Origin of the sequence: Aliiglaciecola sp. NS0011-25, assembly GCF_040370605.1 — a bacterium.
GTDB lineage: Bacteria > Pseudomonadota > Gammaproteobacteria > Enterobacterales > Alteromonadaceae > Aliiglaciecola > Aliiglaciecola lipolytica_A.
The window spans coordinates 19517-34835 of sequence record NZ_BAABWR010000018.1 but is presented as its reverse complement, the minus strand read 5'-3'; the positions used below and the strand labels follow the sequence as shown (position 1 = coordinate 34835).

At 41.4% G+C, this 15319-nt stretch carries 9 protein-coding genes; 8 read left to right on the top strand and 1 reads right to left on the bottom strand.

Going from position 1 to position 15319, the window contains the following annotated elements:
- The first annotated feature begins 139 nt into the window (after window positions 1-139).
- Both ABWV72_RS15565 and ABWV72_RS15560 read left to right on the top strand, forming a co-directional pair.
- On the top strand, window positions 140-2623 hold the full coding sequence (locus tag ABWV72_RS15565; RefSeq protein WP_353371602.1) for a DUF7453 family protein: 2484 nt from the start codon (window positions 140-142) through the stop codon (window positions 2621-2623).
- A gap of 539 nt (window positions 2624-3162) precedes the next feature.
- Window positions 3163-4974, top strand: coding sequence for a sensor domain-containing diguanylate cyclase (locus ABWV72_RS15560; RefSeq protein ID WP_353371600.1), 1812 nt, complete (start codon window positions 3163-3165; stop codon window positions 4972-4974).
- Window positions 4975-5433: 459 nt separating this feature from the next.
- On the opposite strand, the gene ABWV72_RS15555 is transcribed toward ABWV72_RS15560, so the two are convergent.
- A complete protein-coding gene (locus tag ABWV72_RS15555; RefSeq protein ID WP_303500168.1) occupies window positions 5434-5856 on the bottom strand; it encodes a hypothetical protein in 423 nt (140 codons plus the stop codon).
- Between the two features lie 409 nt (window positions 5857-6265).
- On the opposite strand from ABWV72_RS15555, the gene ABWV72_RS15550 reads away from it, so the two are divergent.
- The 6 genes from ABWV72_RS15550 to ABWV72_RS15525 all read left to right on the top strand — a co-directional run bounded on the left by ABWV72_RS15550 (window position 6266) and on the right by ABWV72_RS15525 (window position 15310).
- Window positions 6266-8611 carry a TonB-dependent receptor gene (locus ABWV72_RS15550; protein ID WP_353371598.1) on the top strand — a complete coding sequence of 782 codons (2346 nt, stop codon included), beginning with the start codon at window positions 6266-6268 and terminating at the stop codon, window positions 8609-8611.
- Window positions 8612-8618: 7 nt separating this feature from the next.
- Window positions 8619-10760, top strand: coding sequence for a dihydrolipoyl dehydrogenase family protein (locus ABWV72_RS15545; RefSeq protein WP_303500170.1), 2142 nt, complete (start codon window positions 8619-8621; stop codon window positions 10758-10760).
- A gap of 178 nt (window positions 10761-10938) precedes the next feature.
- Complete coding sequence (locus ABWV72_RS15540; RefSeq protein WP_303500171.1) at window positions 10939-11817, top strand: DUF547 domain-containing protein; 879 nt, start codon at window positions 10939-10941, stop codon at window positions 11815-11817.
- The gene (locus tag ABWV72_RS15535; RefSeq protein WP_216050358.1) at window positions 11798-13030 is read left to right on the top strand and encodes an ABC transporter substrate-binding protein; all 1233 of its coding nucleotides are present in this window, start codon (window positions 11798-11800) and stop codon (window positions 13028-13030) included. The genes ABWV72_RS15540 and ABWV72_RS15535 overlap by 20 nt, the downstream gene beginning before the upstream one ends.
- Window positions 13006-14661 (top strand): ABC transporter permease subunit, encoded by a 1656-nt coding sequence (locus ABWV72_RS15530; RefSeq protein ID WP_353371595.1) that lies wholly within the window; start codon window positions 13006-13008, stop codon window positions 14659-14661. The genes ABWV72_RS15535 and ABWV72_RS15530 overlap by 25 nt, the downstream gene beginning before the upstream one ends.
- Window positions 14648-15310, top strand: a complete 663-nt coding sequence (locus ABWV72_RS15525) for an ATP-binding cassette domain-containing protein (protein WP_303500174.1) — start codon at window positions 14648-14650, stop codon at window positions 15308-15310. The genes ABWV72_RS15530 and ABWV72_RS15525 overlap by 14 nt, the downstream gene beginning before the upstream one ends.
- Window positions 15311-15319 lie beyond the last annotated feature (9 nt).

The window sequence follows — 15319 nt, the reverse complement described above, 5'->3', positions numbered from 1 at the left end:
GATTCAACTTACCCTAAACTGCGTAGTGAAAATTGAAAATTGAGTGTTGGGAATACTAAAAATCCGTGGATACATTCAATCAATACACGCAGCTATCTATTACACTTTTAAGTAAGCCAATATCACGTTAGATAAAATTATGCAGAAATGGAATTTTAAACATCAAGCTTGTTCGATATTCAGTATAGCCAGCCTTTTGAGCATCATGCTAAGCCAATCTAGTTTAGCAAGTTCCACACAGACAATTGCGCAAACCGAACAGACTGTGCCAGGGGATAATGGCCAATTTAATATCTTTTTAGGTGCGACAATTAATTCTTTCAACGAGGTGGTATTTACTAGTCGTTTAATTAATACCAGCGAAGGTGAAAACGATGATACTGGAATTTATCGAATGTTTGTGCCCCGACCCCTTGGTCCAGTGGTGCTGACGCTTGAAGAGGTTGTAAGAGAAAATCAATTTCTGACCGTTGCTGATCGCTCGTTTCATCTCAACGATCTGTATATTTCGAGCGCTTTTAAAATTACCAATACGCCAGCTCCAAATCACTCAGCAGCTGGCGATTTTACGAATTTGGCCTTGGTGTTACCTTTGGTGCCGGGTTCTAACGACCTGGGTAACTCAATTATTGCTGTTGAATCAGTAAACGCCTTTGTTCTTGTTGCCGAGGCAGGCGCTACTGTCCCATCATCTAATGGAGAATACCGTGAATTTAATATCGCTAGTTTAGCTGGGATTAGTAGCAACAATAACGTCATATTTTTTTCCGCATTAAACAACACTGAAAATGACACACTAGACAATACAGCGTACTTTAAACGTTTTAACGACAACTCAATTGTCGAACTTGTCCGTAAAGGTGATCCCGCAAATGGTGGGGTTTTAACCCACCCTGCCGGGCTACAAACTAACGATTATGGCGACGGAGTATTTTCTGGTTTAAATGACTCAGAAGACGATTATAACAATTCAGGTTTATATAAAGTTTCCGGCACCAGCTACTCCCTTGTTGTCCATGAAGGTGACATAGCTCCCACCGGTGAAATAGAAAATCGCTATTTTTCTGAATTATATGATGCTCGCATTAATAATCATCAGCAAATAGGCTTTAAGGCGTTGTTACGAGATGAAAACGGTTTAGCCAACGGCTCAGGATTATTCTTAGCCGACACCTTATCAACCAAAATGATTTTACTAAAAGGGCAAACAACCCCCGATGGCACTGCCACATACGGCGACTTACTCAGCCGCTTTTCAGCTAAACCACGTGCCGCTTTGAACGATTTAGGGCAATTTGCGCTAATCGTCGATTTATTAACAGAAACTTCGCAAATTGACGGAGTGTTTAGAGCATCAGAAACAGAGGTGATCGAAATAGCAAGAAAACACATGAGCTATGAAGACGGCACTTTGCGAAACTTTAAAGATCCGGCAATAAACAATAATGGCTTAGTGGTATTTCAGGCCGATTTAGCTTTAGAAGAAGTGTTCGATGATGAAGGCCCTTATTTACGCACCGAAGATATTTTGATTATCACTGATGGTATTCATTATGAAACCATAGAACGTGAAGGACGAGAACATAACGGTAAAGTTATCAGTGAGATTTTTTTTAATAATAATCCTGTTGGTCCAGCGAATGGTTTAAGCGATACAGGTACAGTGGCATACAAAGTAAGATATGAGGATGGTCATCAAGGGATTCTTGCTTGGACACCGGATTTTGGTTGGCGAACCGATGCACAAGAAGGAGACTGGGATGATGTGTCACGTTGGCATTTTGGAGGCTTGCCTGACCAATTTACCGATGTGATTATCAATCCTGAGCAAAATATCGACATGCTAGGTCCCATTGCCGACACAACAATCAAATCACTTACTTTAGGTGGCAGTGCCGGCAGTGTTCATCTTACCCTGCAAGATAGTATTTTGAGCGTGACTGAAGGTTTGACAGTGCATTTTGGTTCAAGCATTTTTGGACAAGGCAGCTTAGATTCAGCGGTGTTAAATGAAGGTCTAATAGAGGTATTAGCAAATCAATCGTTGACGATATCCGCTGAGACGACCAACGAAGGCATGATTACCGTTAATGGGGCAAGTAATTTACATTTTCTCTCGAGTTTTATAGGTAAAGAAACGATTCAAGGTGATGGCACCGTCACTTTTAATGGCGATATACAGTTAGCTGATGAGCCAAGCCTATTGACCATTCAAGGCAACATGAATTTAACTGAAAATAGTTCACTTCACATAGAAATTGAAGGAGCAGAACGAGGAGTAAGTTATACATCAATAGATGTTGGTGCAATTGCCACGTTGGCAGGAACACTGCAAGTAAGCTTGTCGGATAACCTCAGTTTAAATAGTGGCGACACCTTCGAATTGCTGTTGGCAGAACAGATTTCAGGTGAGTTTGATAACCTAGTCGTTGCTGATTTAAGCGAACAAGGCTTACAAATTTCCATCAACCAAACGGCCTCTAAGCTAGAATTAGTGGTAACTCAGGATGCCGATGATGTCGAAACAGATACAAGCTCTGGAAGTGGTGCGATAAATATAGGCTTGCTTATATTATTGCTGCTCCCCTTAATAAGAAATGCTGTTAGCAGCAAAAAAACTTGAGCAGGCTTAAACTAAATTTATTGATTAATTTAGTGATTGAAACCCAACAACATCATCAATCAACTCAAAACCCGTCATACGTATTATCGATCCTCAAATATATGTATTGTCGATAACAAACGATTTATTTAATAGCGAATGTACTGTTGCAAAGCAACGCTATTCAACTAATGTATAATATTCTTTGTCTGGAATTTCGCTATTCTGTCTGGATTAAAAACAAGTACCTAACGTTGAAAGTTAACGTGTATGGAGTTCTTATCAGCCGCAAACGCTTTTTTACTGTGTTCATGTTTCCGTTGTTGTTAATTTAATAAAAACCATGTTGTGCTGTCCATTCTTATTTATGTAGTGATAAAATCGCCGCATTCATACTTACACTTAATACCCCATAACATATTTGCCCTTAAGTAATAGTATAATTATTGAGCACAAAATTAATGCTGTCGAGAATCCCCATACTTATTCGTAAATACAGGGAATTCATATCATAGCCAACCTTTTAGATTTACCTTAGTTGCACAAAGATAAAAATTTTTATGAAAATACCGCGCTCATTACCGTTACGCATTTTAATCATAGTGCCCTTTACATGTTTGCTTATCATTGCAACTGTTGTTTTCGCTGCGGTGTCATACAACAATAATCGCGCAGTTGCGTTGGAAATGGCCCATGCCTTCAATGAATTAATTACTCAACATGTCGAAAATTATATTAATAATATGACAGAAATGATGCCTGCTTTGGTATTAAATAATGCACAAGCATTAAAAAAGGGGGTTCTTTCCAGCGATAAACCAATTCACAATTCTCCTTGGCTACTTAGTCAATTACGCCAGTCTGATCAGCTTAACTTTGTTACCTTAGCTTTTAATGATGGACGTTACATCGCGGCCTCCAGACCACCTCTAAATAGCAACTCCTTAGAAATTGCCACAAACATATTGAATAGTGATGGCCACCTGCAAGGCTTTTCAATAAATGATCAAGACTTGCCAAATAAACAGACTAAAGACATTGGTCCCTACGACCCGCGACTACGGCCGTTTATGCGTTGTGCGGTAACCCAAACCAAAATACCTTGTTGGGGCAATGTTTATCAGTATCTCGAAGGGGAAAAATACGCGATTAGTTTCTCGCAAGCAGTTACCAATAAACAAGGCGAGGTAATTGCCGTTGCCGCCGTTGACTTTAGCTTAGAGCGCCTAAATGAATATATAAATAAACTCAAATTAAATAACGACAGTATCGCCATCTTGTTTGAACAAGACGGCACTCTACTTGCCTCTTCTAGCCAGCATTATTTGCTAGCCGATCCGCAAAAAAATACACGTTTTACGCTGAGTAACCACCCTAGCACTGTTTTAAAAAAGTTGGCGACATATCAGCATTACCAATCTTCAGAACAACTTATCGAGATACAAGGTCGCGATTACCTTTTAACGCTGAAAGATATTCAACTAGGTTATGGAAAAGTATGGCAATTAGCTGTTTTACAACCTCTTGATGTGACCATTTCAGTGATTCAAGGTAAGACCTCAAACACGATTATTCTGATGATAGTGACCTTATTGTCCATGGTTGCGCTAGGAGCAGCACTCACTAAACTGATTGCCAAACCAATAGAAAATATCAGTAATATGGCGCTAGACGGAGCCTTGAGTGAGTTACAAAAAGCGCCTTTTCAACATAGTTTTATACCGGAAGTTCGAGGCTTGTCGGCAAGCTTAGCTCGTTTGGCAGGAGCTCAACTCCAATCGATAGCTGAGCTTGAACAACGGGTGGCTGAACGCACCATAGAACTAGAAAACGCAAATGCAAGATTACTCGCGCTTTCTCAGCGAGATCCCCTGACCGGCATTGCTAATCGAAGAGTTTTCGATGAAACCTATGCACTTCAATGGGCCTTGGCGTTGCGTCAACAAACCCCTTTGGCAATTATTTTATGTGATGTTGATCAGTTTAAAGCGTTCAACGATAACTATGGTCATCAACAGGGTGATGCCGCTCTGATTCGAGTGGCAACTTGTATTCTAAAGCAAATTCAACGTCCTACCGACTTACTTGCCCGTTACGGTGGCGAAGAATTTATATTGGTATTGCCGCAAACTGATGAAAAAGGCGCGTGGGAAATAGCAGAAAAAATTCGCCAAGCAGTAATTACAGAAAACATTCCGCGCGATGATCTACAGGACCATCCGTATATTACTTTAAGTGTGGGCTACGCATCTATGGTTCCAGCAGCTGAGGACAATTTGGAAATGTTAATTAGTCGAGCTGATAAACAACTCTATCTTGCCAAACAAAACGGCCGTAATCAAAGTCAGCCAGAGCCTCAACTTTCTAAGTAGATGTGAATGGGATTCTTTGAAACTCACATTAGCCAACGCCATCAACTTATCACAATCAAGACAATAGCCGCGATCAATTGTTTTTTGGTTCATTCTAATATGTGTAAATATTGAATAAGATAATTCGTTATTATCCAGCATATGATATTGGCCACTTCAATATCAACAAGGGAAGTTCATGAAACACTTTACACAAACACCTCTGCTCTGCATGTTAGTTTTATTGAGCTTTGTCCCACCTCACTTATGCAAAGTCACTTAGTAATGATGCAGCGAGCTGTAAAGAATTAATCTTTGAATCTGACGGCAAAAAAATGTCAGGTTTAATTTATCAAGCTGCCGGCAAAGGGCCTCATCCAAGCGAACTTTTATTACATAGCTGTTTTGGCAACGACACAACTAAATTAAAATAAAGTCGCTGGAGTAGCGACTTTACTTGAATCAAAAAATATTGCGTTATTATGATAATTTGGCGAGGGTAAACTTAGTATCTTCTGAGCGCAGTAAATAAAGGGCGAAACACGCTGCCCACATAGGCCATGCAGCAAAAAACAATAAGTTATTGAAGGCATCAAAATACTGACCCATTGCAGATAAAGTTGAGCCGCCATGGAGTAAGAAAATAAGTCCGTACGTCAAACGTTTTTTCACACCGGCTAAAAAAGCGAACACTAAAATAAGCTGTAATGCGCCTAGCACATAAGCCATAGTTTCTCCCATCCCCGGTATAGAATAAAAATGCTCAAAAATTTTGATACTGTGTCCTGGATTGACAAATTTATCTAATGTCCAAACAAACATGACGAGGAAAACCCCTAGTCTTAGTGATAAAAGAGACCACTGTAAGCGGCTCCGAATTTCGTTAGGAAGTACTTCACTCATTTAAATTCCTTAGTAGCACAGTTGATTTTGATATTGTTAAACGTCTTTTATCGACGCAGTTATTGGCGTAGGTAAGATTTAAGCCCCCTCTACTGCCATCGACCTGAGAACAGGAATAACATCAGACCGAGTTTTCTAATTTTTCTTTCAGGTTTTTTAAATTCAATATAGCTTTCACGCTAAGTAGTGGATTTTTAGAGACCAATAACGGCAATTGGATTTTGTATAACGCCAATTTATAAATGGGTATTTGCCAATGGGATTAGGAAATTAGTCTCTTATAGGGCAACCTAAGGCATAATTATTTTTCATATATATGACTAAATTTCCAATTATTTGGAATAAGTGTGCAATAAAAATCGGCGGCGCTAGGTCTCTAGGCTCAGAGTGATTAATTATAGGAACAGCAATGGTAACCAAATCACAGCAGTTGTTAGTCGGTGTTAGTTTGATTATGACCTATCCCGTTGCAGCTCAAGAAAATAATATTGAACATGTAATAGTGACAGGCGAAGTGCAGCCCGCCCTTGTTTTATCGCCTAAAAATGCAGTCATCGATGGCCCATTTGGGAAAGATAAAAACTTAACGGAAATCGCTCGCTCAGTGTCTTCAATTTCTGCTGATATGCTAGAGCAACTGTCTATTGATGATTTGCAAGACGTGCTGACGTTAGTGCCAAACACCTACTCAGCAAGTGGCTTTGGCGCACCGAGTCTACCCACAATTCGTGGTCAATTAGGGGAATTATTCCAACAAGGAATGCGACGTCAAGCAGGTAACAACGGCTTTGGTATTCCACTGTCTTTTAACAGCGTGGGACAAATTGATGTAGTAAAAGGAGCTCCCTCTGTCATTTTAGGGACAAGTCAACGAAACGGTGGTTTTGTTAACCTAAACAACAAAGTCGCTTCTTTATCAGGGACGGATATCAAATTTCAGGCCAATGCAGGCAGTTGGCAACACTATCGCGCTAAGTTAGATATAAATACCGCCATTGAAGAAGGCAAAAGTGGGATTCGCGTGAGTGCCGAGTATATCGATAACGATAGCTACTTCGACTATAGCGGATTTCAGAGTGAAGATTTATTCGTGACATTACGCCTGCTCCCCGATGACAAATCGAGCTGGGATATCAGTTTCGAATATTATGACGTGGATTTCACTGATAATGCAGGAATTAACCGGCCTACTCAGAACTTAATCGACAATGGCCTGTATATTACCGGTCAAGGGGTGCAACCAAACGGCTCACTAATTCCCGGTGCATTTGCGGTTGTATCGCCAACCGGCGAAGTGGAGATTCCCCGCAGCACTGTACTAACCGATCCAGATAATATCAATACGGCACAAACCTATGTTTTTCATAGCACTTACCAGCGAGAGTTAAATTCAATTCATAGCTTAACTAACCGTAGTTATTTTCAATATTTAGAGCGCGAAGAAATCGCACAAAACAGTTTTGTCGAAATTATCGATGGTGCCAAAACAGCTCAAAACCGACTTGAAATAAATTCAATTTGGCAGGCTGAACAACAAACAACTTGGGGCATTGATATTCGTTACAACGATGTTTTGGGATACAGTCAATTTACCACTGAAGCTGACTTGCCGATTGATTTGTTGGGCACGATTGAACAGCGTCGAATTCCGCTGACAGATGCGCAAAAATCTCGATTAGTTGAGTTACGACCAGGGGTATTTGTGTCTCCCGGCGCCAACTACGATGTAGATGGAGATGGCGTAAATGACTTTTCATTATCTGACACCACAGACTCCACAACTTGGCAAACAGGGTTGTTTGCTGAACAGGAAAGTGACTGGAACGACCGCTTTAGCACTACCCTTGGTATTCGCGCCGATCATTACAATGTTGAGGCCAGAGATGCTTTGCCGCCACAAGAACAAATTGCAGCTCAAGATACATTCTCTAAATGGTTATACTCAGGATCAGCTTCTGCGCGTTTCAAATTAACCGATTCTGTGGTGACCTATGCGACATACAGTTATAACGAAGCAACCTCAAACAGCATGGGCGGCGGCACAGTATTAGGTGCAGATAACAAAATCAGTCCACTGAACTTTACAACCGAAAACACGTTGTACGAATTGGGTATGAAATACTCTCCTGCCGACACTCCTTGGTATGCAGATGCGTCAATCTTCGAACAAACTCGCAGTTTACGCAATCGCGACGGCAGCAACACAGGCATTATCGCTGACGGCTTCGAAGCCCAAGTATTTTATCAAGGACGTGCGTTATGGGCCAACCTAGGATATAGCTATTTAGATGCTCGATATGATAATTCTGCCAGTGCACAAGATTCTCAGCAAGTGGCTGATGCATTTGACAACTCTCGTCCTGACATCATTCAAGGCACGGGTATAGGTGCACCTAACTTTGCCGGTTTTGCAGCTTCAAACCAACGAGTACAAGGTATTCCACAGCAGACAATTTCGGCCAGTGCAGGCTATCAGATATTGGATAATTGGGATGTCTCAGGTTCGGCGATTTACACTAAAAGTTACCCTCTGGATTACCTTGCTAGCGTACTTATACGGGATCAAATAACCATTAACATTAACACTAATATTGCTCTTTCTGAGCAATCGAATTTGCGCTTCGAAGTGCGTAATTTAACCAACGAAAAGAATTGGCGTCCGGTATTTGAGGGCGGCTATTTTGGATCAACTCTAGTTTTCCCTGAACTTCCGAGAAATGTTCAGTTAACCTACACATACAATTTTAAGGCTTAAACCCAACATGAACAGTAAACGTTTAATATTGGTCATAGTAATTGCAGCATTAATCGCCAGCTTTTTTATCTTTGATCTTAACCAATACCTAACCCTAGAAAGCTTAAAGAGCAATCAACAATCATTGGCTGGATACATTGAAGCTAACTGGTTAGTGGCATTTTTTGGCTACTTAATTATATACGCTGTAGCAACGGCCTTGAGTGTACCAGGCGCAGCCATTCTGACGCTAGGTGCAGGCGCATTATTTGGGTTTGGTTGGGGTTTGTTACTTGCCTCATTCGCGTCAAGTATTGGCGCAACCTTAGCATTTTTAGCATCTCGCTTTTTATTGCGTGATTGGGTTAAAAGTACCTTTTCGAAAAAGCTTGAGTCAATCGACAAAGGGATCGAAAAAGACGGTGCGTTTTACCTACTTAGTTTGCGCTTAGTTCCCATATTTCCTTTCTTTATCATTAATTTAGTAATGGGTGTTACCAGTATCAAAACCTGGACTTATTATTGGGTTAGCCAAATAGGCATGTTGATTGGAACCGCGGTCTACGTTAACGCAGGTACCCAGTTAGTCGAAATTAATCAATTGTCTGACATCATTTCTGGTGATTTGATTTTATCCTTCGTGCTATTGGGTATCTTCCCTATTCTCGCTAAATTCATGCTCAGTGCATTGCAACAACGTCGTGTCTATAAGGGCTGGAAAAAACCCAAAAAATTCGATCGCAACCTAGTTGTTATTGGAGCAGGTTCAGCCGGTTTGGTTACCGCTTATATTGCTGCAGCAATCAAAGCAAAAGTAACCTTAGTTGAGCGTCATAAAATGGGTGGTGACTGTCTGAATACCGGTTGTGTGCCATCTAAAAGTTTATTACATGCTAGTAAATTAGCCCACATTCACCACACCTCGCAAAATGCAGGCGTAACCTATGATGCGCCAAAAGTAGATTTTAAAGCGGTGATGAACAAAGTACATAGCGTGATTAAATCTATTGAGCCTCATGATTCTGTTGAACGCTACGAATCCTTGGGCGTGAATGTGGCCATTGGTAATGCCACCATTGTTTCTCCGTGGCAGGTTGATATTCAAACCGAAGATGGCGTGCAATCCCTGACCACCCGCAATATTGTTATTGCTACCGGAGCTCGTGCATTTGTGCCTGATATCCCAGGTTTAAAAGATATTGACTACTTAACTGCAGATAATCTTTGGGAGATTCAAGAACAGCCTAAACGCATGATAGTGCTTGGTGGAGGTCCAATTGGTTGTGAATTATCACAAGCGTTTGGTCGCTTAGGCACCCATGTGACACAAATAGAACGTGGCGAGCAGGTATTAAGTAAAGAAGATCCAGATGCAGCCAAGCATTTACAAATTCAGCTTGAAAAAGACGGTATCGATTTACGCCTCAACACGAGCGCAATGGCGGTGGAAACCACCAGCGAAGGCAATGTGTTAGTTGTTGAGTACGAAGGTAAAGAAGAACGTATTCCGTTTGATAAAATTTTAGTCGCTGTTGGTCGCCAAGCGAACTTAACCGGTTTTGGTTTAGAGAAACTTGGTATCGAAACAGACCGTACTATAATCACCAATGACTTTTTACAAACCAAGTACCCTAATATTCTGGCCGCTGGTGATGTTGCAGGTCCTTATCAATTCACTCACACTGCGAGCCATCAAGCTTGGTATGCAGCAGTGAATGCGTTGTTCAGACCTTTTAAAATCTTTAAAGTGGATTACAGCGTTATCCCTTGGGCGACCTTCGCTGAGCCAGAAATTGCCACAGTAGGTCTAAATGAAGTAGCCGCTAAGCAAAAAGGTATTCAAGTAGAAGTGACTCGGTATGACATTGGTGGGCTAGATCGGGCACTGGCTGATGATCACGCCCGCGGTTTTGTTAAAGTGTTAACCAAACCTGGGAAAGACAAAATACTCGGTGCAACCATAGTAGGGGCAAATGCAGGCGAACTATTAGCCGAATTCGTTTTAGCCATGAAACATGGTTTAGGATTGAATAAACTATTAGGTACGATCCATATTTACCCAACGATGGCTGAAGCCAATAAAAACGTGGCCGGCAACTGGAAGAAAAATAACGCACCGCAAAAACTATTGGCATTTGTTGAGCGTTTTCACGCTTGGCGACGTAAATAAATGGGTATCCGGCGTTTTTGAATTGTTGCAAAGCAAATATCTAACTTGCTAGTTAGCATGCCTGCGCCCTACCAATGTTTTAAGGTAATAATAACGTTGCGATTAACCTAGTGGTTAATCGCTGCGAATTTGTTCTTTTTGACGCATTTTTATGAATGATAGTTTAACGGAAAATAATATGTTCACGTCTTTAAGTAAAATTAAAAGCATCGTTATCAACAGTGTTATGGCAAGTGTATTATTTGCTGTTTTAGTGTGTGCAAAATCCTACGCTGCTGACTTCGATCATGGTTTTGACAACTACAACCAATTATTAGCGCACGTTGTGCAAGTCTCCGATGACAAAAAGCAAACCCGAGTAAAATACCAACAATTGGTTCTCAAAAAAGATGCGTTAGAACGAGCTTTAAGTGCGTTTTCAAGTGTAACTAAGAGCCAATATGATGGTTGGAATGAGCAACAACAACTGAGTTTTTTAATCAACGCTTACAACGGTTACACTTTAAAGTTAATTGTTGATAACTGGGAGCAATTTAAACAAGGCGACGCTCAATCCATTCGTGACTTAGGTTCATTTTTTAGCTCCCCCTGGAGTAAGAAATTTTTTAATCTGTTGGATAAAAAGCACAATTTAGACGACATTGAGCATGAAATGATTCGTCAGTGGTTTAAAGAGCCCCGTATTCATGCGGCATTAGTTTGTGCTGCAGTATCATGCCCTCCCCTTCGCAATGAAGCTTTTACAGCAGATAACCTCAACGCTCAACTTGATAGTCAAATGCACTTATTTTTAGCGGATAATAGTCGTAACGAAATCATCGTAAAAGGACAACAAGGTGAAGCATCGCTTTCTTCAATTTTCCAATGGTACCGTGAAGATTTTGAAAAAGGACAGCAAGGATTTAGCTCATTATACGACGTGCTTAATATGTATAGTGACGCATTAGTGGACAGTGATAGCAACGCACAAATCCAGCGTGATATCATTAAAAAAGGAAACTATCCCATCACATTTAAAGATTATGACTGGCGATTGAATGATGTGGCGAACTTTTAACGTGGCAGTAACAACGTCTATGATGAGCAGAGCTACCCTGCCAATAACAATGCTATTGCTTGTGTTGAGTAGCGTAATGCCGTTTGCCCATGGGCAAGAAACTCAGCGTGCAACCGCGACCATAGTGACCACTAGCCCAGAATGGCAAAAAACCTTAACTGAAGCTAAAGGCCAGACCGTGTATTTTTACGCATGGGGTGGCTCAAAGCCAATCAATGACTATCTGCGCTGGGCAGCGCGGGAAATTGCCAGTCGTTACAAGATCCGTCTGCGCCACGTTAAAGTTGCGGATATTAGCGAAGCCGTGAGCCGTTTAAAAGCCGAGTCAGGCAACCAAAGTGCCATCGACTTGCTTTGGATAAACGGCGAAAATTTCAGCTACTTAAAACAACAACAGTTGTTACTCGGTAATTTGTGGTCAACCATTCCCAATAGTGCAATGCTGGCCACCGAACAACTTTCGTTACAGAGTGATTTTGGTGTAGCCATAGAAGAATTTGAAGTACCTTGGGGCGTAGGCCAGTACAACATTATTGCCAATCAGAATATCTTTGCACTTAACAGTGCTGACAAACAGAACTTAAACTTCACACCGGCAAGTATTCTGCAAGCTGCTAAACAACACCCTGGCCGACTTAGTTATCCAAGACCGCCAGAGTTCCATGGCACAACATTTTTGAAGCAACTTATAGTGGCTCTTAGCAACAACGATAAACGATTGTTTGAATTCGCAACCCCAGAAGCCCAAACAAAACTACTCCCCTTGCTGTGGGAATATTTAGACCAATTGCATCCATTAATCTGGCAACAAGGTCGTGCCTTTCCGAGTTCAAACACCGAGCAACTTTCGCTGTTTCAACAAAACAAATTGGATATGGCCGTCAGTTTCAATCCAAATCAATTAAACAAAGAGCAGCAGGAAAAGCGCATATCGGTCTCGGCACAACGTTTATATTTCACTCAAGGCGCTATTACTAACAGCCACAATTTGGCTATTCCAAAGGGCGCACAAAGCCCATCAGGGGCAAAGGTTGTGATCAACTTCTTATTAAGTGAAGAAGCACAGAATCAAAAATTACATGGCAGTTGGGGTGATCCTGCGGTGATTAGGCCGTTATTAGATCCCGCATCAACGCTCCCCTCGCAACAAGAACTGCATAGCTCATGGCAACAAGTTATTGAAGATCAATGGCAACAAAAATACGGCGCTTAACGCTTAGTACCGGCTGGTTGATTGTTACATTAGTGGCAGGACTTCCCCTATTTGGAATCATCGTCGGTATATGGCCTTCAGTCGCTATATCTTGGAGTGATATAGCGCGTTTTTTTGCATACAACGGCTTAGCATCTACGGTGTTAAGCACACTGGCGTTATCGTTACTTGCTCCTTTATTGGCGCTTTACATTGCGTTTATGGTGTACAGTCAATATCGTTTTAACCCTCGTTGGCAAGCGCTAGAAAAGCGACTCGCCCCGCTATTATCGTTACCTCATTTAGCCGTTGCCTTGGGTTTAGTTTATTTATTTAGTTCTGGTGGTATGCTGTGGTCATCCCTTTGGGGAGTATTTGGCTATTCCCCACCACAATGGCTAGGTTTACCACACAAAAGCTTAGTCACAATGTTGCTCGCAATCAGTATTAAAGAAGTTCCATTCTTTTTATTAATATTCAGTGCCTTAGGTCGTCAGTTAGCGATTAAAAATTGGTTGTTACAAGGCAGAGCACTAGGACACAGCGAAAGTGCTAGTTGGTGGCTGTTGGTATTTCCTATCATCTTAAAACAATCACGTTTAGCGTTGCTCGCCGCTATGGCCTATTCCTTGTCCGTGTTAGATATAAGTTTATTGGTAGGCCCTAATATTCCGGAACTTTATGCTGTCGTGCTATATAACTGGCAGACCGGTTTTACTGCTGAACAACAAACCTTGGCTTTTGTTGGTAATCTTGTACTTTTAGTTTTGTTAGCCCTTTTAATTGTCGGCATTTATCTGCATGAATGGTGGGCAGTCAAACGTTTACGCAATCGCGCAGTAAAAGGAACTAATTTAAAAATCGTTCGAATTAGCCGTCTATTTACCCATTGGTTAGGTTTTTTTAGCCTGTTAACCCTTGCTATTTTAGTGACTTTTTTGGTCTGGTCGTTAGGCTGGAACAATCAAGGAACAATTAACACCTTAAGCAGCGTAAATTGGTCTTTCAGATTATGGCAAGACGAATGGTTTTTTATGCAAGGGCCGTTATTGAACAGCCTCTACATTGCTTTATTAAGTGGTGTCATAGGTGTGTTCATGGCAATTTTAGCCTTAGAGCTACAACGTCAAAGCACAGTTTATTTACCCGATTATATTTGGTTAATGGCGATTCTTTTACCGCAACTGAGCATGGTATATGGTTGGCAAATATCACATACAGCTTTGAATGGCGGTTATCATAGCGGTTGGATAATCCTGTCACACCTGCCCTTCACCTTTGCTTATAGCTACCTTGTGTTGCGCGGCCCGTTTCAGAGTCTGGATCGCCATTTTGAATTAGTCGCCGCCAGCTTTGGATACAATTACTGGCAACAATTTTGGAAAATTCGCATGATGTTGCTGCGACCCGCAATGTTAAGTGCTCTAGCGATCGCTTTTTCCGTCAGTGTTGCCCAATATATTCCAACTTTAATGATCGGAGCCGGCCGCGTGACCACAATCACTACTGAAGCGGTTGCGATAGCCTCTGGTAACGAACAAAATATCACTGCGATCTATATGTTAGTTCAAGCTTCATTGCCTTTTATTGCCTTTTTTACCGCCAGTATAATGGCACAACGTGTCCGGGGAAGTTTCGATGTTACACATTAGCCACTGTAAAATTTTTATGGAAAACGGATGCATCGAACTTCCAGAAATACGCCTTAAAAACGGCGAGTTGTTGGTATTGACTGGCCCAAGTGGTATGGGAAAATCTACTTTTTTGCACTGGCTGTTAGGAGACACACCAGAGCATGCTAAAGTCAGTGGTGATATAACCTTGAACGATGTGCAGCTTAACGCTGTCAAGATAGAACAGCGCCGTATAGGTTTGTTGATGCAAGATGTACATCTATTCCCTCACTTAACCGTGCTAGATAACATTTGTTTTGCACTACCTAAGCATCTAACAAACCAACCCCCTAATAAATTAAATAAGCATCAACGTCGTGATCTAGCTTTAGCCATGCTAAATAAGATTGATATGGGTTACGTCGCCAAGCATTACGTTGAACAACTAAGTGGTGGCGAACGCTCAAGAGTGGGGTTAGTAAGAGCACTGGCAAATGAGCCGAAAGCACTGCTAATGGACGAACCTTTTGCAGCACTGGATCCGAAAACCAGCGCCCAAGTGAGTCAATGGGCATTTGCGCAACTTCAAACTCGAGGAGTGCCAACTATTATGGTCAGTCACGACCTAGATAATATTCCTGCACAAGCCCAACACTTAGACTTAGCTGATTTTTATCGCAGTCTATAATAATAAATT

Excerpts from the sequence above, each read along its gene's own strand:
- ABWV72_RS15565 (WP_353371602.1), top strand. The coding sequence starts at position 140 with ATGCAGAAATGGAATTTTAAACATCAAGCTTGTTCGATATTCAGTATA.
- ABWV72_RS15560 (WP_353371600.1), top strand. The coding sequence starts at position 3,163 with ATGAAAATACCGCGCTCATTACCGTTACGCATTTTAATCATAGTGCCC.
- ABWV72_RS15555 (WP_303500168.1), bottom strand. The coding sequence starts at position 5,856 with ATGAGTGAAGTACTTCCTAACGAAATTCGGAGCCGCTTACAGTGGTCT.
- ABWV72_RS15550 (WP_353371598.1), top strand. The coding sequence starts at position 6,266 with ATGGTAACCAAATCACAGCAGTTGTTAGTCGGTGTTAGTTTGATTATG.
- ABWV72_RS15545 (WP_303500170.1), top strand. The coding sequence starts at position 8,619 with ATGAACAGTAAACGTTTAATATTGGTCATAGTAATTGCAGCATTAATC.
- ABWV72_RS15540 (WP_303500171.1), top strand. The coding sequence starts at position 10,939 with ATGTTCACGTCTTTAAGTAAAATTAAAAGCATCGTTATCAACAGTGTT.
- ABWV72_RS15535 (WP_216050358.1), top strand. The coding sequence starts at position 11,798 with ATGATGTGGCGAACTTTTAACGTGGCAGTAACAACGTCTATGATGAGC.
- ABWV72_RS15530 (WP_353371595.1), top strand. The coding sequence starts at position 13,006 with ATGGCAACAAAAATACGGCGCTTAACGCTTAGTACCGGCTGGTTGATT.
- ABWV72_RS15525 (WP_303500174.1), top strand. The coding sequence starts at position 14,648 with ATGTTACACATTAGCCACTGTAAAATTTTTATGGAAAACGGATGCATC.